The organism is Candidatus Magasanikbacteria bacterium RIFOXYB2_FULL_38_10 (genome assembly GCA_001783145.1).
Lineage (GTDB): Bacteria > Patescibacteriota > Patescibacteriia > Magasanikbacterales > UBA10003 > GWC2-40-17.
This window is the reverse complement of the sequence record MFQT01000014.1, coordinates 281-22,753: the sequence shown is the minus strand read 5'-3', so window position 1 is coordinate 22,753 and position 22,473 is coordinate 281. Positions and strand designations below refer to the sequence as shown.

Sequence of the window (22,473 nt, the reverse complement as noted above, 5' to 3'; positions counted from 1 at the left end):
GATTAAAAGTAAAAGGTTGACTAAATACCCCATCGTTACCAGAAACGGAATTAAAACGCGTCACAAAAATTCCATTATCATATAAGTCTACGCGAGTACGCGGCGCCGCCACGCCTCTGATTATTACTTGGGTATTATTGGTTGGCGAATTTAAAGGCGTCAAAATCGGTTTAGACAACTTAATTAAAGGAGCCACTGGCGTTCCACCACCGCCGCCGCCACCACCAGTTGTAGCCGCTGGGGCTGTAGTCGGCTCCGATGTAGCAGGAGTTGGCGTAAAAACATTTATCTGCGCAGTGGTTGAAATATTATTATAATTATCAACCGCAAAAATCTTTACATAAAAATCGTCAACAATGCTAACGCCGAAAATAACGGTAGAATTGGTTAAAATGCTAGCTAAAGTCGCATCATCGGTTATTGCCCAACGCAAGGCCGTACCAGTAGTGTTTATTACATCATTTTCCACAGAACCATACCATAATTCATAATGATTAAAATTATTATCTGTAACGCCCGAACCCCATGTTAAAGTGACGGTACTGGTAGTTGAAGAAAATTTAGCAAGCGAAGAAAGCCCAACCGGCGCACCGGTATCCAAAGTAAAATCGGACGAAGAAACATAAGAACTAAAATTATTAAAGGAATCCCCGGCTCTAATTCTGATTCTCATGGCTGTTTGCTCTTGTCCATTAAAATCTACACCGGCATTCCAATTAATGGTCTTATTATTTCCAGAGGAAACGCCGCTACCTACATTGCCCGTCACAGTGCTGGAGGCAACGTCCCAAGTGACGCCCCCATCAGAGGAAATTTGCAAATCAACGTTAGAATCACCGGAATTTTCACTTAGATCATAAGTAATAACAAAATTTTCCGTGGCTAAAGTTTGAATGGCGCTAATATTACTAACAATAGGATTTTTGGTGTCTACAACAAAATTACTGGAATTACTAAATGATCCTTGGTTACCAAAGTAATCTCTGGCCCTGAGTCTTACCTTTATATCCGTTTGATATTCATTCATAAAATCAGTTCCGGCTATCCACGTGAATGTTTTAGAACCAATAGTTTGTCCCGCGCCAATTTCTCCGCTGACAGAAGAGGTGGTTACATTCCAAGAAAGTCCGCCATCGTCTGAAACGCCAAACTCTACCAAATTACCAGAAGAAGATAAATCGACCAAAGTATAAGTAATTACCACGCTAGAAGAACCCGCGGTCAAAGAAGCATTGACAGCAGAAATTATTGGACTCTTAGTATCTACGGTAAAAATAGAGGACTCCGTAAAATTACCTAAATTACCATAAACATCACGACCGCGGATTTTTAATTTCATATCGCTTTGTTCATCACCCGCAAAATCAATACCGGCATTCCAAGTAACGGTTTTCCCCACACCGGCAGAAATACCCGAATTTACATCACCGGTTAAAGTGGTAGTGGCTACCGTATAAGTCAAACCATTGTCATCAGAAATTAAAAGTTCCACGGCGATTCCCCCACCGGAGTTATCGGCTAAATCATAATTGATGTTAACAATATTGGAATCGGGATTTTGTGAAACACTAATATTAGAAGCTACCGGACCAATAGTATCAATAGCAAAAGCAGAAGAAGCGGCTAAATTGCTATCCGCCAAAGTATCGGTTGATTTTAATCGTGCATAAACTGTAGCGTTTTCGGTATTAGGCAAATCTGTATTAATATCCCAAGCAAAAGTATAACCGGTTCCAGCCGAAGCAAAAACCAAACCGCTCACACCATCAGAGCCGACGCCGGATTTTTCCGTCATGGCGTGCCAGACAGAATTATCAAGGGAATATTCAAAAATAGATAAATTATTGGTATCGTTTTGAGCATCTGTTCCTGTATAATCAATCAAAACATGATTTGTTCCCGATTGTTGTGCCGCGCTGGTGATAGCAATTGAGGGAGCGCTATTGGCAATAGCCGCGGTACTGGAAAAAGCACTTTCACTAGAAACAGCGTGAGTTGCGTCAGAAGGATTACGTGATTTAACCTTAAAAGTATAATTAGCCACCGGCGAAGTTAAACCGGTAACACTTACTTTGCCACTAATACCAGTAGTGTTGCCCCACTCACCGGCAGAAGTGCCCAAAGTTTGCCAGACAGGGGAAGACCCCAGCACACCATTGCTTTGGACATACTTATCAGTAGAAACTTCGTAAATGGCATACTGCAAATTACTGGCCTCACCCACAAAAGTGTTTATGGACACATCCACAGAAGTGTTTTGAGGATTATCAACCGTAGGAGCGGGTGGAGCATAGGGTTTGACAAATTTGTAAACGGCGGCAAGTGAAGTATTTTCATTAAGAGTAGCTTGTCCAAAATCATCGGTATGTAAAACTTTCACTCTAGAAACATAATCGTTGCCATCTAATGTAGTGCCAACAACAGTAGCTTGAACCGCGGGAGTGGCAGTGTTACTTTCTCCTGTGGTAGTAGCGTTGTAAGCTCCACCATTAATCGCCACTAAAAATTCATTACTGGCCGGATTAGTTTCTGTAAAAGACGCCTCAACAGAAACAGCAGTGTCACCGGCATTAGGTTGAATAGTTAAATCGGCCGCGGTGGCCACTATCGGATTCTTAGTATCCACACTAAAATTAGAGGACTCTATGTCACCGCTGGAATTATTATAAGGATCAAGACCGCGCACTCTCACGCGAATATCATTTTGATCCTGATCATCAAAATTTGTTCCTGCGTTCCAAACAATTGTTTTATTATTTCCCTGTGTAATCCCCAACCCTACATCTCCAGTCACACCGGTATCAGTCACTGCCCAAGTAGCGCCGCTATCGCTAGAGATATCAATTTCTACATTAACCAACCCCGAATCTGTCAAATCATAATTAAAGGAGACAAAACGCGAACCATTTAATTGATTTCCTGAAACATTGACCATTATTGGCGCTTTGGTGTCCACATTAAAAACAGCGGAGTCAACATTACTGCCGGCATTATTATAAATATCTGTAGCACGCACCCTCACTTTCATATTTCCCTGATCGCGATTAGGAAAATCCGCGGACGCATTCCAAGTAATGGTTTTGCTACCGGAGACAGCGCCACTGCCAATATCCCCTGTTACACTGGTATCCGTGACACCCCAAGTTGAACCGTTGTCTTCGGAAATATCTATTTCCACATTAGAACTATTGATATCAGATAAACTATAGGTGATATTTACAGTATTGGCGCCTGAATTCTGTACAGCAAAAACACTGGAAACGGCTGGCACTTTGGTATCTAAAGCAAAACTGGCAGAAGAATAAAAGGAACCGAGATTACCAAAAGAATCTGTTGCTCTAATTTTCGCTCTTAGATCTGTTTGTTCTTGATTAAAAAAATCAGTTCCAGCTCCCCAAACTATACTTTTACCAAAGCCTGGCACTACTCCGTTGCCAATATCTCCAGAAGTAGTTGAAGTTGCTACATCCCAAGTAGAACCGGCATCTTCGGAAATATTCAATTCCACACCGGAATTAGATAAATCGGTTAAATTATAACTGACATTAACGTTGCCGGACCCCAAAGTTTGACTAGCAACAACAGAAGCAATTATCGGATTTTTAGTATCAACAACAAAGGCACTGGAAGCGGATAAATTACCGTTAGAGGTGCCATCATTAGCACGCAATCTTACATAAACAGTGTCATCCTCTATATTAGACAAATCCGTTCCCACATCCCACATAAAATCATGGGCAACACCAACTCCGGAATTGCCAAAAGATAGACTGATTGTACCATCGCTTCCCACGCCTGTTTTCTCCGTCATGGTACTCCAAACAGAGTTATCGCGAGAATATTGAAAACTAACCAAACTAACACTTTCCGCCTCTAAATCAAAACCGTTATAATTAATAGTGACATATCTGCTACCATTGGTGGTTTGCGCCACACTTGCTAAACTTACAGTTGGCGATTGATTGGCAGATGAAGCACCGGAAGATAAAGCGCTCTCGCTGGAAGCGGCGTGCAAGGCATCGCTGGTATTTCTGGATTTTACTTGAAATTGATAAAGATAAGAATGAGTGGTTAAACCATTGATGGTAATTTTACCGGTAATACTTGAAGCATTACCCCACTGACCGACTCCGGTTCCTAAAGTTTGCCAAACAGGACTAACACCCAAAGTACCATCCGTTTGAACATATTTAGCTTGGGAGGTTTCGTAGATGGCGTATTCTAAACCATCGGTCTCCAAGGAGTTTTTGTTAATGGTTACATCTACTGTTCCCACCGTCGGGTTATCCACTGTGGGCGCGGCCGGAGTATAAGGTTTAACATATTTAAAGGTAGCAGACGGTGAAGTATTTTCATTATCCACTGTTTGATTATAATCATCAGTATGAACAATTTTTACCTTAAAAAGATAATCATTCCCATCCAAAGCAACGCCCGATCCGGTAACCTGGTTAGAGGGACTCTCTGTATTAGCCGTGCCGGTTGTTCCCACACCATAAGCACCGCCATTAAGTGCTAAATAAAAAATATTAGAATTAGGATTGGTTTCTGTAAATGAACCGCCAATTAAAACAGTGGTGTTTCCGGCATTAGGCTGGGCTTGCAGATCGGCCGTCACGTTAGATGCCGGATTTAAAGTATCCAAAGAAAAATTAGAGGAATTGGTATCAGCGGATTGATTATTAAAAGTATCACGCCCGCGCACTCTTACTTTAAGATCCGTTTGTTGCTGTTCGTTAAAATCTGTTCCAGCCGCCCAAGTAATAGTTTGATTTGTTCCGGCAACAATTCCCGCGCCTATATCGCCGCTCGTGCTCGTATCAGTCACGCTCCAAGTGAAGCCACCATCTTCGGAAATGTCAATTTCAACCAAAGAAGTATTTTGATCGGCCAAATCATAACTGACAACAACATTGGTTGCGCCTAGAGTTTGACTGGCGGAAACATTAGTCACACGCGGGTCTTTTGTATCTAAAGCAAAAGCAGAAGAAGCTGTCACCCCGGCATTACTATAACTATCCGTAGCTGTTAAACGAATTTTCATGGCTGTTTTTTCCTGATCACTATAATCAGCTGCCCCATTCCAGGTAATTATTTTTCCAATACCCGGCGTAATACCGCTTCCCACCTCGCCCGCGGCAGAAGTGACTGGTACTGTCCATGTAGATCCATTATCAGAAGAAATTTCTAATTCCACATTTACATTACCCGCATCTTCTGAAAGGTCATAAGCAAAGGTAAAAGTTAAAACGCCGCTATCTTGACTGGCTGTCACATTGGTTAAAGAAGGATCGTGAGTATCAACCGTAAAACTCCCCGATTCACTAAAGTTGCCTTGATTGCCAAAGGTATCACGCGCCCTCACCCGCAACTTCATATTAGTATTGTATTCATCATCAAAATTTGTTCCAACGTTCCAAGTAATAGTCTTGCCGCTACCGGGAGTAACTCCTGAACCAACCGCGCCGGTGGCGGAAGAAGTGGCTACATTCCAAGTGGAACCCCCGTCGGAAGAAACATTCAGTTCTACAGTGGAATTATTGGCGTCGGTTAGATTATAAGTGATAGTAACAGTACGTGCTCCGGCGTTTTGAGAAGCAACAACTGAAGCAACAACCGGCAGTTTATTATCAATCTCTAGTGCGGCCGAAGTTGCCGTGGTGCCGTTAATTAAAGAATCATTGGAACGAAGTCTTACATAAACTGTTGAATCTTCAATATTTGACAAATTGGTTGCAGAATTCCAGGCAAAAAGATAAGCGCTACCTGTTGGTAAAAAAACCAAATTGTTTACTCCACCGGAACCAACACCGGATTTTTCTGTCATGGTAAACCAAGTAGAATTATCTTGAGAATATTCATATAAACTCAAGCTGTTGCTGTCGCCCTGGCCATCAGTACCCGTATAATTGATTGGAACATATTGTGTTCCATCTGTTGTTTGAGAATAAGAATCCAAAGAAATTGTCGGCGCAGTATTGGGAATTTGAGCCGTAGCCGAAAAAGCGGATTCAGAAGAAACCGTATGCGCCGCATCAGATGGATTGCGTGATTTTACTTTAAAAATATATTGCGAAACTGGGGAAGAAAGACCTGTTATACGAACCTTACCGCGCACCCCCAAACCATTCCCCCACTGCCCAGAAGCTGTACCTAAAATCTGCCAAGTAATTGTGGCGCCAAGTGTTCCATCGGTTTGCACATAATTACCAGTAGTAGTCTCTTGCATGGCATATTCCAAATCGCCGGCCTCACCCACCGCTTCATTAACTTGCAAATCCAAACGGGTTGTTACGGGATTATTTAAAGTTGGTGCGGGTGGCGTGTAAGGCTTTACATATTTAAAAGCCGCACCGGGAGCAACATTTTCGTTAGTACCGGAATTGTTATAATCATCTGCGTGGACAATTTTAACTTTAGAAATATAATCATTACCATCTAAAGTGGCGCCCACCGTTGTAGATTGGTTGGAAGGGGTGGCAGTATTAGAATCACCGGCAGTGGCAGTACCATAGTCTCCACCATTAATAGCCGCAAAAAAATCATTTAAATTGGGATTAACTTCTGTAAAAGAACCGCCAATTAAAACAGTTGTATCGCCGGCATTAGGTTGAGCTTGCAGATTGGCAGTGGTAGCGGTAGCTGGATTTAAAGTATCTAAAGAAAAATTAGATGAGGCTGTATATGCACCTTGGTTCTGCCATTTATCTTTGGCGCGCACTTTAACTTGCAAATCGCTTTGTTGTTGCCCGCTAAAATCTGTGCCGGCGGCCCAAGTAATGGCCTTAGTCACTCCGGCAGTGATTCCAACGCCTACATCTCCGGTAACAGACGTATCCGCAACAGCCCAAGTAGCTCCGCCGTCTTCAGAAACATCTAATTCCACATATAAATTATCCGAGGTATTATCTGTCAAATCATAATTAACAATCACATTAGTTGAACCTGAAATTTGAACGGCGGAAACATTGGAAACCACGGGATCAATATAATCAACTGTTATGGCCGATGAAACCGCGTAAGAGCCATTTTGAATGCCATCGTTGGCGCGCAATCTGACATAAACCCCGGTATTATAAACCGCACCAAGTTGCGATTTGGCATCCCAAACAAAAGTATGCGCCGTACCGCCGGGCGTAGTGGTTAGACCGCTTGTACCACTATGTGAAGAATCTGTTGAAGAAGCTGTCACGGTTACTTGTTCGCCCGTAAAAGCTCCGGTCAAAGAATACTCATAAGTAACCAAACTGGACAAATCACTATTGGCATCTTGTAAATTATAGCCAATGTTAACATAACCATAGGTAGTGTTTTGCGCCGGTACTAAACTGGCTACCGCTGGCGGAGTATTTTCCGTATAAGTGACAGCCACATTATCTAAAATAACCTGCTGTGAGCCGTCGCCGGATAAAAAAGCCTTCCACATTATTTTATTACTGCTGGTGCTAAAAGTACTGATATTGCTGTTGATAACGCTAGCAATGTTATAATTGCTTCCTCCGGCGACGGCCCAAGCCAAACCGTTCCAATATTGCCAAGTGGAACCATCATCGGTGGATAATTGATAATAAATCTCTCCGCCATTTTTAGTGGCGGTTTCAGAAAAACCGTCCCAACTGACGGCTTTGGTCATGGTAAGAGAAGATGTTGGATTAATAGCAGGACTATCTGAAGCATAAACATGAGTGGTTTTGGTCCAATTCAACAAAACATTATCATAACCTATGGTAAAAGGTCCGGAAGTGGAACCCGGGGTTTCCACCCACATCGCCACTTTTAAATAATAAGTTCCGGCGGTGGTAACTTTGGAAGAAACGTCCAAATTAGAGACTGACGCCCAACCGGTTGTGCCCGATATTTCTCCCGAAGACCAAACTTCTTGACCAATAGTGGGCACGCCCGATCCTGTATCCACAAAAACATAAAGTTTAAAAGTATTAGGAACCGGAGATGAATCAAAAGCCGTAACTAGCCAATCAAAACTTACAGTGGTAGTGGGATTATCAACTGAAGTGATAAAAGATTGCCGCCAATAGCCACCCAATTCATCGCCGATACCCGCTGGAGCGCTGATATTAACATAAGCTCCGGGATTGCCACCGCTCGTCACATGGGCACCTGTAATATTTACCTCTCCCCCACCCTGACCCCAGTCCGCGTAAGTCCAACCGGTGGCATCTGTAGTAAAACCAGAATTAGTTGTATTACCAGAAGTTGTACTGCCTGTATCTTTAAGTCTGGCGACTCCACCTATCACCTCTATTTTGGCGCTATCAAAAGTGTAATCGCCGCCCACATCAAAGGTCCAATTCTGCGTAGCGGCAAGCAAAGTCTGCGCGCCCAATAAATAAAAAGAAACTAGAGCAATAAAGGCCGTCTTTACAACAAAAATTCCTCCGGCGCCAAAAATAGTTACAATACTAATTTTGCGCCTTACAATAAAAGACCTTATATGAATAGGATCTCTTTCTTTACTAGGAAAAATTTTACCCCTCTCTTGAACCTGCCCGGGGGTGACAATAAAAAATAAAGGCAAAGAAACAAAAAACAATAAAATCTCCAATAAAAAAATAGTTAGAGCATAAAAAGCGGCCAAAAACCATTTTTCTGACTTGATCATCCTTTCTTTTAATTTAAAATCAACGGCCGCCAGTTTAAAGAAAAAATTTAACCATTTGGTTGACATATTTTATTTTAAATGGTCAAAAAAGTAATAAAGACACCCAGTACAATTATCAAAACTACAGACCAATTAGCCAAAATATCCACCTGGCTCATTAAATCTTCATACCAAGGAGTGGATATCTTAAAATATTGTGCCGATGAGATATTACTTCTTATCCCTTTCTGCTCATCATAAGAGAAAACCAACACCGAGTGATTGCCATCTCTTAATTTAATATCCTGACGTAAATGCGTAATCTCCCATTGGCCCTTATCATTAGCAACTCCGCTGTAAATTACAGTTTGTAAATCTGACAAAAGCAAAACAACCGTAGCCAAGGGTCTGGCTTCCCCATAAAATAAATAATTGCCGCCTCTTTCTTTTTTAATGCCACTTAAAATGGGAATGGACAAATCCTGGGAAACGCGAGCGGTTTGGATACCTGTTTCTGTTTGAACTAACAGTTTATCGGCCATCTCCGCCGGACGCAAATCACTTACCTGATATAATTTTAGCGGTCCAAAAATTGAAGAAACGGAAATTATGAGTAATAATTTAATCAGCCAAATTAAAAGAATCACCCCCACGCCGGTCATTGTCAAAATTCTTCTTAAGTTATAGTCAAAAGCCACTTTTTCATATCCTCCTTTTTCCTCAAAATAAGCCACAACACCGTCACTTTTGGTGGTTAAATAAATTGGCAAAGAAACTATTGCCAAAATAATTTCTAGTAAAATTAAAACCAAAATCCCCCCAACAGTTTGAATGCCTGTGAGGGTTAAAATGTTTTGCTTTCTAGCATAGATGCGATTAGTTAAAAGCAAAACAAAATTAAGCCATTTAGTCTTCATTTTTTTAATGCACCAAGAGGCGCAAATTAAATTGTTAAATAACTAACCTAAAACACTTTTTATTTTTTCCTCCAAAGAAGATAATTCTGTATTGGCCTTAACGTAATAATCAAAAGCCCCCAACCCTTTGGCTTTTTCTATGTCTGAAACATCTCCCAAATTAGATAAAACCACTACTGGAATATTTTTAAGATTAGGGTCGGCTTTCATGTCTCGCAAAACATCAAAGCCATTCATTTTAGGTAAAAGTAAATCAAGTAAAACCAAATCCGGTTTTAGCCTCTGGGCCATTTTTAACGCTGAATCACCATCGGTGGCCGAAGCTATAGTATAACCGCTATTATGAAATAATAAATACAAGGCCCTAAGTAATATTTCATCGTCTTCTACTATTAAAATTATTTTTTTTCTTGTTTTTGCCATAATTTCAAACTCCTATTATAACTTACCAATTAACCAATTCGGGATTTGGTGTAGTCAATTATTTTTTGCAGTTGTGTATTAGCTTTAATAAAATATTCTTCGGCGCCCAAAACTTTGGCCGATTTTACATCGGAAACTTGATCCAGATTAGAAATGACAATAACCGGAATATTCTTGGTCTCCTCGCTTTCTTTAAGCTGTTTTAAAACCTCAAAACCGTCTATTCCCGGCAACATTAAATCTAAAAGGATTATTTTGGGCTGAAACTTCTTAGCCATATCCAATGACTCCAAACCGTTTTCCACCACACCTACTTCAAAATTTTCTGCGGCGAAACCCTGACTTAAAACCTTAGCTAAAAGCGCGTCATCCTCCACAATTAGCACTTTGCCGTTTTTCTTTCTTCCAAACATATAAATTGCTAATTAATTCATCAATATATTATATCAAATATATTTTAATACTACAATAAAATAGGCTTATTTAAATCAACCCCTTTTCCCCCGCCTTCTTACGCATGCCGGTTAAAGGAAGGGAAACAAAAAACTTAGTACCCTTATCCTCCTCTGACTCAAACCAAATTTTTCCTCCAGAATGGTCCAAAACAGATTTAACAATGTATAGACCCAGACCTGTTCCGTTGGGATCTTTAATCCTGGCATTATCGGCTCTGAAGAATTTGGTAAAAATATTTTTCTGCTGATTTTTGGGGATGCCATAACCATTATCACTTACAGTGATTAAAATATCTTGGTTCTTTTTTTCCGCATCGAAAGAAACACTACCCCCTTTGGGTGTATATTTTATGGCATTGGACAAAATATTTTGCAAAATAATTCTAAACAAATTGAGATCGGCCAAAAACTCCTTTGGTAAATCTTTAAAAGATTTGCTAATCTTTATCTTTTTTTCTAAAACAGTAGGGTGCATTTCTTTTATAAGACTGTTAGCCACCTCTTCAATTTTAATTGATTGCGGTTCAACCATAAAGGTTCCCATCTCTAATCTAGAAACGTTAAGCAGGGCATTAACCAAATCACGCATTCTAATGCTTCCGCTATAAACTTCTTGTAAATATTTTCTTTGATCTTTTTTTAATTTTCCGGCTTTGCCATTCATCAACATCTCTATATACCAACTAATGGCAGTTAGGGGGGTGCGCAATTGATGAGAAGCTAAAGAGACAAACTCGGTCTTGGCTTTATCAATTTCTTTAGCTTTAGTGATATCCCTTTCAATGCCTACAAAAAATTGCAATCCACCGTTTTTTTTGAAAATAGGAATTATATGAGATTCAGCTATATACTTTTCTCCATTTTGCCTTTTATTGATTATTTCGCCGGAAAATTCTTTCTTTTCTGTCTTGATAGACCTCCACATTTTTTCATAAAAATCCTTATTCATCTGTTTACCCCATAAAGCCGGAGTCTGCCCCACCATTTTTTTTCTATCATATCCGGTAATTTTTTCGGCAGCATAATTGGCATACAAAATATGAGCATCGGGATCGGTGATAATAATATGGTCGGAAGCATTCTCCACAGCCAATTGAAATTTTAAAAGATCTTGAGCTAAATTTTGAGAAATATTTTTTTCCTGTTGAATATCTTCCAAGACGTTAACCACCGCTTTTTGCGTATCATTTAAAACTTTATTTTTTTTCGAAGCTGCTTCCAACTGCTTGGCCAATTCTTTGGTTTTTTCATCAATTTTAAATTCCAAATTGCCATAAGAATCGCGTAAACTATCAATCATAATATTAATTGAATTGCCCAATTCTTCTAATTCATCACCTGTTTTAATGTTAACTTTTTTTTGAAAATTGCCCAAAGAAATTAACTGGGCAATGTCTTTTATCTCCCGCAAGGGATAAAAAGAATGCGAAATAATAAAGATAATTATTAAAGAGCAAAAAATTATGGATAAAACAACAAATAAAAGCAACGCGCAGGAAATCAAGAAGGCTTGATTATTAAGAAAATCTGTAGCCACTTCCAAAACCAAATAAAAATTGGTGTCGCCGATCTCGGCTCCGGCCATAAATTCATTCGTGTTTTCTGCAATATCAAAAAAATCAAAAATAAACTGATTTTTTTCTTTTTCCACCTCTTGCTGGGCCAGATCATAAACCAAAGGAGTGATGGTTATTCCGGGAAATTTTTTTCCTTGTTCAATTTGTTCTTGTGAATTTTTACTCAAAACCCCCAGGCTCTTTAAGTTTCTTTCTGGAAAATTAGAAAATAAAATCACGCCTTCGCCGTTAACCACCATTAATTTACCTTTCACGTCTTCATTCAAATGAAAAGCCCTTTCAAACGCCTTGGGGTTTAATTTAATAACTATAACCCCCTCTACCCCACGATTGTCATTACTGGAAATTACTGGAGCGGAAAAATAATACCCCAATTCTTTGCTGGTTACACCAATATTAGCCTCCAAAAAATATTTACCAACAATAGACTTTTTAAAATAATTTCTAAAACTATAATTCTGCCCCGTAAAACGAGGGTCGGTAGAAGCCAAAGTAAGGCCATTTTTATTTAATAAATAAATTGCCAAATAAGAATCACCCAGAACATAGGAATTTAATAAATCCAATATTTTCTCATCTTGAAAAGATGACTCTTCACGTAAATAATTTTGCAATTCATTTCTTTGAGATATTTTTTTGATTAATTCCTTATTTAAAATAAAAATTTCATTGATTTCGTGGGTTTGTTCTTTAGTTATTGCCAGTAACCCTTTTTTTTGATTTTCCACCAAAGCATGTCTGGTATAGAAAAATACGGCTAGACTAGCAAACAGGCCGGACAAAAAAATAATCAACAGGGTTGAAACAATCAATTTATTCTGTAAAGTCTTTTTAAGCACACTTTTGTTTTAATTCCGCTATTTCTTTTTTAAGCTCCCTCATTTTTAGTTCTCGTCCCACCAAATACTTATTTATTTTCTCAAGTTCGGCTAAATTTTTTTTTCTTTCTTCTTCAATATTTTTTTTCTGTCTTAAATCCCTGGCAATTACCTGGAAAGCTTTAACACCTTTAAAAAAAATGGCCACGGAGCCGACTTCTACGTCAATTGGAGTTCCATCTAAGCTAATGAATTTTTCTTCTGTAAACGGCACGCTCAATTTTTCGCCACTCAGCATTGTTTCAATTCTTTTTTTAACCGAATCCTTGCTGTCAGAATGAACAAAATCCATTACATTCCGACCGATTATTTTTTGTAGGTTATTCGTACCCAACATTTTCAAGGCCGACTGATTGACGTAAATTATTTTTCCGCCATCATGAATCACCAAGGCGTCGAGTGACGAATCAACTAAACTATGATAAGTTTTCTCGCTCTCTGCCAATTGTGTTTCCAAATTCTTACGAAAAGTAATATCACGGGAAATACCCAAAACGGCCACTACCTTTTTCTTATCATCAAAAATAGGGCTGAGCCATGTACCCAAGAACATCTTTTTATCCCCCAATTCATCTTCGGCTTCATAATACAAAGATTCACCTGTGCTTAGAACTTTTTCTAAATTTTTTTTATGCCTAGCAGCTATTTCTGGCGGAAAAATTTCTATATCTTTTTTGCCGATTACTTCCACAGCATCTTTTTTTAAACATTTGGCCGCAAAGTTGTTGACGTAGTCTATTTGAAAATCCTTATTTATAATATATATTATATCGTGTGCCGCTTCCGTCAAAAGGTGACACCACTTTTTAAAATATTTTTTCTCTTCATTTTTTATCTCCCAGGTAGAAACCAAGGATTTAGTAAAATTAAACATAGATTATTTTTTCTGCGAAAGTTTGGATTTTAGTTCCTCATTTTCTTTTTTTAATTCCATCATTTTTAATTCTCGCCCAATTAAGGTCTGGTTTATTTTTAATAATTCTTCGTTAGTATCTTGTTTCTTATTTTCAATTTTCTTTCTAAGACTAGTATCGCGAACAACAGCCATAGTAGCGGGCTTATCTAAATATTGTATTAAGGAAACATTTATTTCTACCGGAATTAAACGGCCACTTTTGTGTAAAATATTAATTTCATACTGACCCTCCGGTTTTATTTTTCCGGCCAAACGCATTTTATATTTTTCCAATAACAAATCGCGAAAAACAGGATCCACAAAATCAACAAATTTTTTACCCAGGGTTTCCTTTTCAGCATAACCGGTCATTTTAAACATGCTGGCATTGGCAAACTTTATTTTTTCATCTTGCAACACCAAAATACCATCCCGGCTACCACGCATAATGGCGGTATAATTTTCCTGAATCTCTTTTAATTCTTTAATGTTGGTCTGATAACGTAAAAAAATTGGTTTTAATTTTATGACACTTATAAAAAAAAGCAAAGAAATAAAAAAACCGAATATTTCTTCGGTCATTCTTAATAAAGTACTGTTTTTTTGAAAAAAATCTACTAAAAATAAAATATTGCGACAAACCCGGAAAAAAAACGCCGCCACAAAAAACCACCACACCGTCCGGACATTGCTAATTTTAATTAAAGTAAATGCCCAAACTATGCAGAGTATTTGCAGAACAATGGAAAAAACCAAAATAATGATAACTTCCATAATGTTAATTTTAAAAAGATACCTCTATTATAGCACCCTGACCAAAAAGCCACAAAATAACCCACTCAAATGGCTTACACTCAACCCTTTTAAAAATTATTTATTCAATTCATTTAAATCATTTTGATATTTAGCCGCCTGCGCCACCACATTATCGCCATAAAAACTATACTTAGGGTTAGTGGAACCCGAAAAATAACGCATAGCCGCAGCCCATTCTCCTTTTTGAGAAGTAGCCCCGTCAGCTGCTAATTTTAAGGCTGCAGCCAAAAAAGCGTCACGAATATCCCAAGGGTTAGAATTTTTGCCGGTAATAGCCGTTATTTTGTTCTTATACCCCATCCAAGTGGAGGGAATAAACTGCGCCGGACCCATAGCTCCACCCCACCCCATCTGCTTTCCCTTACTATCCTTCATTGGACAGGATACCGGCGTAATATCAGGATCCAATCCCAATTCCTTGGTTATTTCTAAAAAAGGTTCTTGATCCCTTTCCGGTTTCATAACTACCCTCCAACTTTTACTAGGAGGATCCCCTGGCCGATTGCAGGTACCTACATTTTTACCCAAATTAGACTCTTGAGTTAAAATGGCCAGCAAAAAAGCGGCTCGTACTCTTGTTTGATCGGAAGCCCAAGTGGCAATCTGCACGGCTTGCCCAAAAGTAATTTTCTCTGCTACACCCAACAACTGATAAAGCCGGCTACGGATCTCTTGAGCGCGTTTTTTAGAATCGGCTAAACTTTCTTGATAGTTGCTTTCCTGGCCTTTGGTTTCTTGCAATAATTCATTTTTTTGACTTACAGAATCATTCAAATTTTGCCTCTGCAAAGTTTGAATAGATAATAAATTTTCAGCCTCATCTTGTTGATCGGCCAAGCTGGCTTTTTCTTTTCCCAAATCCGCATTAACTTTCTTGATTTGCTCCAAAAGATTAGTCAGGTCTTTGGATAAACGAGAGTAATTATCTAACTCCACAAAAATTTCCGAAAAATGTTCCTTATTAAAAAAGGTATACAAAAGAGGAGTTTGATCTTGCGCATTTATCGTCCTCAATATTTGTGCCAAAAGCTGTTTTAAAGCCTGGCTTTTGGTAATATTTTTATCAATAGAAGACTGAGTCTGAAAAATTTCCTTAGTTAAGGAATTGATCTGCAAAGTAGTTGATTTTATTTGCAAATTTAATGATGATTGCTGTTTTTTTAGTTGATTGATTTTATTTTGCAAAGTATTTTTTTGTCCTTGTATTGTCTTAAGCTCTTGTTCATATTGATTAATTTGTCTTTCAATATCTTTTAATTGTGCCTGCAAATCGGCCTGCTGTTGCTCAACCTCTTCTAAAGAAGAAGGGGTGATTTGAGCAAAAACAAAAAAAGCCGGAGTTAGAGAAAAATAAATCGCCAAAAAAATTAACAAGCCTGTTTTCATTTTAACCAACATAAAATTTAAATCTTCCTAAAAACTGATTTGACTTTAACTTCTTATTCTGTGATTTTACCGTCAAAATGTTCTTCTTGGGCCTCGGCTTCGGCTTTAGTGGCACGTATAACGCCATCTTGATGTTCTGGGGGTGAATAAACAGTGTAAAGCTTCATTTCTTCTCTATCAGAAGTATTGATAATATTATGCTTGGTTCCGGCCGGCACAACCACGGCATAACCATCACCAAGAACATATTCCGCATCATTTAAAATAGCCTTACCTTGGCCTTTTTCAATTCTTAAAAATTGGTCCAGTTCATGCACTTCTTCGCCAATTTCCTCACCAGGCAATAAACTCATCAACACTAATTGACTATTTTTGGCCGTGTATAAAACACGACGGAATTTATTGTTTTCCTGCGTCATTGTTTCTAAATCTATCACATATCCTTTCATATGTTTAACGTAATTTTAATAATTAAAGAATACTTATATTATAGCACATTCAAGAAAGTCCAAACTAATTTAAATCACCCTATTAAATCTGCCCAAAAAATCACGATATTGAACGCCTTCTCTCATCGGCCAAAAATCAAGCGGGACGGGAATTTTACCGCTTCCCCCAGGAACATCTATTACATATAAAGGCATAGCCAAACCGCTCAATCTTCGGCGTAATTCACTGACAATTTTTCGCTCCTTTTTAAAATCAACTAAAAAATGCTCCGCTCCCTTAACTAAATCACAACGAAATAAATAATATGGTTTTACACCAATTTCAATCAAATTGGAAAATAATTTTTCTAGAACATCTACCGAATCATTAACTCCGCGCAAAGAAACTGATTGCGACAACAACATTGTAGAAACCGATTGCAGTAATTTAATCGCACGTCTGGTAGCGGGAGTAAGTTCGTTTGGGTGTTCAAAGTGAACCATTAAATAAAGAGGCTTGTTTTTTATCACCCGCAGAGCCTCTAAAACTTTTTTATTCACCAAGGATGGATTTGAAAAATGCAATCTTGTTCCCACTCTGATTATTTTAATTTGTGGCAAGCCGCCTAGTTTTTTCAAAGCAATTTTCAACAAATGCGGCACAGTAAGCGGATCACCACCGGAAAAAATTATTTCTTTTATTTCCGGATGCTTCTTGATATATAAGATCATCTTATTTAAATCTCGTTCAGAAACTATACCCTTCTTAATATCAGAAACTATGCGGCGGCGTGTACAAAAACGGCAATAGGCCGCGCAATTCATAGTTAAAAGAACCAACACCCTATTATGATATTTATGAACTAATCCTCGACAAACAGTGTGTTCATCTTCCAAAAGAGGATCAATGAAAGTTTTTGTCTCTTTTGTTCCTTCAATTTTACTAGGAATAAATTGTTTATCAATTTCCGGACAAACAATTGTTAGTTTTTTTAATTGCGACGGCAAGGGAGTAAATAAAAGCATAATAAAAATTTAATTATTTTTATTATAGCATAAATTTTTATCAAAAAAAATTTTGGGAAATAAAAAACCACCGTTGACACAATCTCGGGTGGGTTGAAAATCATTAATTAGTCATTATCCGTTGCTAACGCCATCAAAAATTCGTCTTGATCTGTCAAATCAAAGTCATGAAGAATGTCTTTGATTTTTCCAGTAGCCTGAGTGCGACGCTTTTTGGCATTCGCTTCCAGAGCTACAAGGCGTTTATCCAGAATCAACACACTAGCCCTGAGCGAAGCCAGAGTGGATTCAATCTCTAGGAGATTGACATCTGGCTCAGCTAAAATTTCCTCGGAACTTTCCAAAATCTCTGCTTTGTGGTGATCATTTTCAATCTGGCATAAAGAACCGCCAAACTCCATGGGAATAAGATTCACTTCTAGAAGAGTAATCATCTCGGGCACGGTTATCTCTTTAAATAGGGCAATACCCCAACCTTGTTTTTTCACCAGTAGATGAAGCTGTTCTTCTTCGGCCCTAGCCAAACGACCAAAAAGGTCAGCCTTCTCTTTAGTGATAAAATACAAATGGGGCCTGTTCCTTAACTTTTTCTTCTCTATCCAGTCCCAAATAAATGGCAGAGTGAGTAGGTTAGAAACTGCTTTACGGCCTCCACATTGATGGAAATTAGGTACCTTATCAAACGCTTCTATTGGCAATCCTTTGTCAGGATTTTGCGACAATAAAGACACCAACTCTACAAATAACTGCGCCCGAACCAAAGAGTTTCTTATTTCCCCATCCCCTTGGATGGGACTCTCCTCACTAATAATCATGATCCCTCCTAGGTTTGGGTAAAAAATTATTTCTTGTTTAAATTAAAAATAAAAAGGACAAAAATACTTAATTCAACGTTACTACCTTTTGATACTTATGTCAAGCTTATGTACAGTTTTATGTACAGTCATGGTAAAAAATAAAAGGCGCTGGTTTTAGCGCCTTGTCTGCGTTGTACAAAAATTAATCGATGACTAACACACCCTTCTGGATGAGCAGTTTCTCGACCTCATTTACCAAGATCAGCGGATCTCTACCGGAATGAGCAATGGCCATTGCCGTACTAGAGAGATGCATTTCAAGCAGAAACTTACTAACATGACCAGACCTGATAGACTCTTCAACACAAGCCGCGGCGTAGGACTCAATCGGGGTCTCTTCAACGAGCCGAATGGCCTGATCATCGCTAACGCCCCGGGCGACTATCTTCTGGTTTTGCAAGACCTTGTTGTCAGTCTTATGAAGCCACTGTTCAAAATCCGCCTTATCCTTGAAAGCGGTCCAGGTGCGGACACCCGCATAGCCGCCCGCCGCAGCGGTGTACTCAAAAACAACAGCGTAATCTAGTGAATCGGACATTTCTTCCTCCTTTTTTCTGAACAAGCCTCCATTGGCCGTTCAAATAAACCTAACATATTCATCAATTTTTGTCAACCCCTTGTACAGTCAATCTTCAAGGGTGACACTTTTCTAGGCTAAACTATAACAAAAAACACCTCTTTCAAAGAGATGTTTTTCATTCAGGGGGTGAAGGAATCGGACCCTCGCTAATGGTTTTGGAGACCATTGTACTACCATTATACGAACCCCCCATGCTAATTGAGACAGAATTTCTTCTGTCTCAATCTATTTATTTAGTTTCTTTATGAAGATTGTGTTTCTTGCAGTGGCGGCAATATTTTTTTAATTCCAAGCGATTCTTGAGAATTTTTTTATTTTTATGACTGTGATAAGTGACGCGCTTGCAAACAGTACACTCTAATTTAATGAGATTATCTTGCGACATAATTTTATTTAATTATTTATAATATAATGAATGGAGCCGACTCAGGGATTCGGACCCTGGACCTACGGTTTACAAAACCGTTGCTCTACCAACTGAGCTAAGTCGGCTTGGTGGGCAGGGTAGGATTCGAACCTACGTAGCCGTAAGGCGACAGATTTACAGTCTGTTGCGATTGACCGCTCCGCCACCTGCCCTCTGGAGCCGTTGCGCGGAATTGAACCGCGGACCTACTCCTTACCATGGAGTTGCTCTACCAACTGAGCTACAACGGCGTAAAATGAAGTAAAAATTCTAGGATATTTCTTCAATCCTCTCCGTTAAATTTTCTAGTTTTTGATTTTGAGGATTAACCTCCTGAAGACGAGCCAAAGCCTCTTTTGCCATCTCCGGGTCTCTACATATTATACTGATTTCTATTAATTGGTCAAGATACTTGGGGTTTTGAGGCTCAATATCCACAGCTTTAGCAAAATTCCTCAAGGCTAAAGCGGGTTTACCCACTTTAGCATATAATCTGCCTAAATCAAAATATCTAATGGCCAAACTGTTGTCTAAACTAATCGCTTTTTCAAAATATTCAATGGCTTTTTCCATTTCGCCCTTTTTTTCCGCAATCATTCCCAAACGATTATAAGCCCTATCGTCTCGAGGATTTAATTTTAGCAGAAATTTAAAAGTTTCTTCAGCCTCTTTATATTTGTCCAAATCCATGTAAATTTTAGCCAATCCGCGGTAAGCTTCTATATTTTTACTATCCTTTTTTAAAACTTCTATATACTTTCTTTCAGCAAAAGACAAATCCCCTCTTTCCAAAGCCTCTTCTCCTTTAAAAAGCAAGCCTTGGATTGTTTCTTTTTCCTCTGGTTTTTCTGTGGGAATAATATCTTTTTCTTCTTCAATAGATATTTTTTTATACTTTTCCTGGGCTTGAAAAACCCTTTGCCTAAAAGAAGTCTGAACTTTTTTCCACCCTAAGTAAAAAAAATTAAAAATTTTAAAAAATTCCTTAATTTTTTCACCCTTCTTAACTAAAGACCTTTCAAACCTTTGTTTTTTTAAATCTTCTTTTACTTTAGCTTGCTTGATTTCCGTAATTTTTTCTACTTCCAAGACGGACAGTTGGGGAAATTTCCTAACAACAATAATAGCTATGACACCCAAACAAAGAAACAAGATTACTAAGGGAAGAATATACAAAAACATATTAAGAATTGGATAAAAGACGAACAAAAATATCTTTTTTAACACTGACTCCGCCAACTAAAACTCCTTCCACATTTTTTTGATTTAAAAAATCGGCCACATTAGTATCGTCAACGCTACCGCCATACAAAACAGTGACCTTTTCCACGCCCAGTATTTTCTTAACTTTTTCTTTAATAAATTTATGTACATTTTCCGCCTCTTCTGGAAGACAAGGCGCTCCCGTGCCAATTGCCCAAACCGGTTCATAAACAATAATAAAATTATCATTTTTAACATCCTTTAAACAATTTTGCAATTGCTCCCCGATTATTTTTAAAGTCTCACCATTATCTTTTTCTTCTTTAGTTTCCCCTACGCATAAAATAGGAACCAAGCCGTTGGCTAAAACTTTTAACATTTTTTTATTTATCAATTCGTTATTTTCGCCAAGATTTTGCCTTCTTTCACTATGGCCTAAAATAACATATTGACAGCCTATTTCTTTTAAATACTTTGGTGATATTTCGCCAGTAAATGCTCCCCAATCCTCCCAGCAAGAATCTTGCGCCCCTAAAAAAATAGGAAGATCATTGGTTTTTAAAAAATCAGCGGCAACGAATAGATCAACAAAAGAAGGGCAAATGACCACCTCCAAATCGGCCTTATTTTTAAAATCATTTTTAATTGCCTGTAATAGTTCCACGGCTTCACCCTTATTTAGGTACATCTTCCAATTACCAACAATAATTTTTTTCATATACGAAATTATAACAAAAAAATACTTCTTTCACTAATACTATTTAATTTTAAGCGCCTCGGCTAAATCCCCGGCTGTAGCATAAGGCCCAATGGCGGCAACGCGCAAAAATTTATTTTGAAAAACCTCTTTGGCCACAGCTTGCACTTCCTTTAAAGTGACGGCGCGCAAACGTTTTATTTCTTCAAGCGGTGTCCGTATTTTTTTCATCAAAAGAGCCTGCTTGCCATACCATTCCGCCTGGGCGCTAGAATCTTCCAGAGCCAAAACCATGCGACCGGCCAAATTTTCTTTGGCCATACTTAATTCCTCCTTTGTCACGCCCTTTTCTTTTATTTTCTCAAATTCATTTAAAATAATTTCAGCGGCTTCGGCTACACGATTTTTATCTAAACCCGCTCTTACTACTAAATTACCGGTTTCATAATAACGATTTAAACCGGAATTAATCATATAAGCCAATCCCCTTTTTTCCCTTACTTCCACAAACAAACGAGAACTCATGGTTCCGCCTAAAACTACATTTAAAATAGCCAAAGCGGGATTTTTAGAGTTGTCGTAAGAAAAAGACGGAAAACCCAAAGCCAAATGAGCTTGATCGGTTTTTTTATAAAAACTTTTTAAACGAACGGGTGTTTTTTCCGGTTGTTTATATATTTTAAAAATAGGTTTGGAGCTTTTATGATGATTACTGCCAAAAAATTTAATAACTTTACTTTTTAAGTGAGAATCAATCCTCCCCGCCACAACCAAAATCATGTTTTGTGGTTGATAAAAAGATTCATAATAACCCACCATTTCTTTCCGAGTCATTTGACGCACTGTTTTTTCTAGTCCACCCACATCTCTGCCCAAAGGATGATTAGCATACAAAGTTTCCTCAAAAAGCTGTTCCGCATACATGGTAGGATTATCTTTATACATATTTAACTCTTCTACAATCACCCCTTTTTCTTTTTCTAATTCTTCTTCTTTAAACTGAGAACCCCAAAGCATATCGGAAAGCAAGTCCAAAGACAAATCCAAGTGTTCAAAACTGGCCTTAACATAATAACCCGTGTAATCCCTGCTGGTATAAGCGTTATACTCTGCCCCCACCTTATCCAGTTCCTGGGAAATATCTAAAGTAGAAGGGCGTTTAAGAGTGCCTTTAAACATCATATGTTCAATAAAATGGGAAAGACCTGATTGTTTTTCTTTTTCATAACGAGAACCTACGGGAAAAAGAGTTAGAACAGTGGCCGCTTCCGTGCCCTTAACAGGAACAGTAATTACAGTTGCTCCATTAGACAGTTTAGATTTGGAATAC

15 protein-coding genes, 4 tRNA genes and 1 pseudogene (1 of these 20 running past the window's edge) are annotated in these 22,473 nt (G+C 38.4%); all 20 read right to left on the bottom strand.

Features of this window, described 5'->3' with window-relative positions:
- Positions 1–8,686: pseudogene (locus A2294_03095) on the bottom strand (hypothetical protein) (it extends 23 nt beyond the left edge of the window).
- An 8-nt stretch (positions 8,687–8,694) separates the two neighbouring features.
- Complete coding sequence (locus A2294_03090; protein OGH85491.1) at positions 8,695–9,516, bottom strand: hypothetical protein; 822 nt, start codon at positions 9,514–9,516, stop codon at positions 8,695–8,697.
- Between the two features lie 42 nt (positions 9,517–9,558).
- Positions 9,559–9,939 (bottom strand): hypothetical protein, encoded by a 381-nt coding sequence (locus A2294_03085; GenBank protein ID OGH85490.1) that lies wholly within the window; start codon positions 9,937–9,939, stop codon positions 9,559–9,561.
- 29 nt (positions 9,940–9,968) lie between these two features.
- On the bottom strand, positions 9,969–10,352 hold the full coding sequence (locus tag A2294_03080) for a hypothetical protein (GenBank protein OGH85489.1): 384 nt from the start codon (positions 10,350–10,352) through the stop codon (positions 9,969–9,971).
- 70 nt (positions 10,353–10,422) lie between these two features.
- The gene (locus tag A2294_03075) at positions 10,423–12,810 is read right to left on the bottom strand and encodes a hypothetical protein (protein ID OGH85488.1); all 2,388 of its coding nucleotides are present in this window, start codon (positions 12,808–12,810) and stop codon (positions 10,423–10,425) included.
- Positions 12,803–13,723, bottom strand: coding sequence for a hypothetical protein (locus tag A2294_03070; protein ID OGH85487.1), 921 nt, complete (start codon positions 13,721–13,723; stop codon positions 12,803–12,805). The genes A2294_03075 and A2294_03070 overlap by 8 nt, the downstream gene beginning before the upstream one ends.
- Before the next feature lie 3 nt (positions 13,724–13,726).
- Complete coding sequence (locus A2294_03065) at positions 13,727–14,518, bottom strand: hypothetical protein (GenBank protein ID OGH85486.1); 792 nt, start codon at positions 14,516–14,518, stop codon at positions 13,727–13,729.
- A gap of 96 nt (positions 14,519–14,614) precedes the next feature.
- The gene (locus A2294_03060; GenBank protein OGH85485.1) at positions 14,615–15,958 is read right to left on the bottom strand and encodes a hypothetical protein; all 1,344 of its coding nucleotides are present in this window, start codon (positions 15,956–15,958) and stop codon (positions 14,615–14,617) included.
- Positions 15,959–15,999: 41 nt separating this feature from the next.
- On the bottom strand, positions 16,000–16,395 hold the full coding sequence (locus tag A2294_03055) for a cupin (GenBank protein ID OGH85484.1): 396 nt from the start codon (positions 16,393–16,395) through the stop codon (positions 16,000–16,002).
- Positions 16,396–16,464: 69 nt separating this feature from the next.
- Positions 16,465–17,400, bottom strand: coding sequence for a hypothetical protein (locus A2294_03050; GenBank protein ID OGH85483.1), 936 nt, complete (start codon positions 17,398–17,400; stop codon positions 16,465–16,467).
- A gap of 107 nt (positions 17,401–17,507) precedes the next feature.
- Positions 17,508–18,215, bottom strand: coding sequence for a hypothetical protein (locus tag A2294_03045; protein OGH85482.1), 708 nt, complete (start codon positions 18,213–18,215; stop codon positions 17,508–17,510).
- 184 nt (positions 18,216–18,399) lie between these two features.
- Entirely contained in the window at positions 18,400–18,795 is a 396-nt protein-coding gene (locus A2294_03040; GenBank protein OGH85481.1) for a hypothetical protein, read from the bottom strand.
- A gap of 162 nt (positions 18,796–18,957) precedes the next feature.
- Positions 18,958–19,028: transfer RNA gene (locus tag A2294_03035), tRNA-Trp, on the bottom strand.
- A gap of 38 nt (positions 19,029–19,066) precedes the next feature.
- Positions 19,067–19,222: a 50S ribosomal protein L33 gene (locus A2294_03030; protein OGH85480.1), complete on the bottom strand. Its 156-nt coding sequence runs from the start codon at positions 19,220–19,222 to the stop codon at positions 19,067–19,069.
- Positions 19,223–19,253: 31 nt separating this feature from the next.
- Positions 19,254–19,329: transfer RNA gene (locus A2294_03025), tRNA-Thr, on the bottom strand.
- Position 19,330: 1 nt separating this feature from the next.
- A tRNA-Tyr gene (locus A2294_03020) sits at positions 19,331–19,416 on the bottom strand.
- A gap of 2 nt (positions 19,417–19,418) precedes the next feature.
- A tRNA-Thr gene (locus A2294_03015) sits at positions 19,419–19,494 on the bottom strand.
- Between the two features lie 19 nt (positions 19,495–19,513).
- On the bottom strand, positions 19,514–20,425 hold the full coding sequence (locus tag A2294_03010; GenBank protein OGH85479.1) for a hypothetical protein: 912 nt from the start codon (positions 20,423–20,425) through the stop codon (positions 19,514–19,516).
- Position 20,426: 1 nt separating this feature from the next.
- Complete coding sequence (locus A2294_03005) at positions 20,427–21,164, bottom strand: triose-phosphate isomerase (GenBank protein OGH85478.1); 738 nt, start codon at positions 21,162–21,164, stop codon at positions 20,427–20,429.
- Between the two features lie 39 nt (positions 21,165–21,203).
- A partial coding sequence (locus A2294_03000; protein OGH85477.1) for a hypothetical protein occupies positions 21,204–22,473 on the bottom strand: 1,270 nt, incomplete at its 5' end.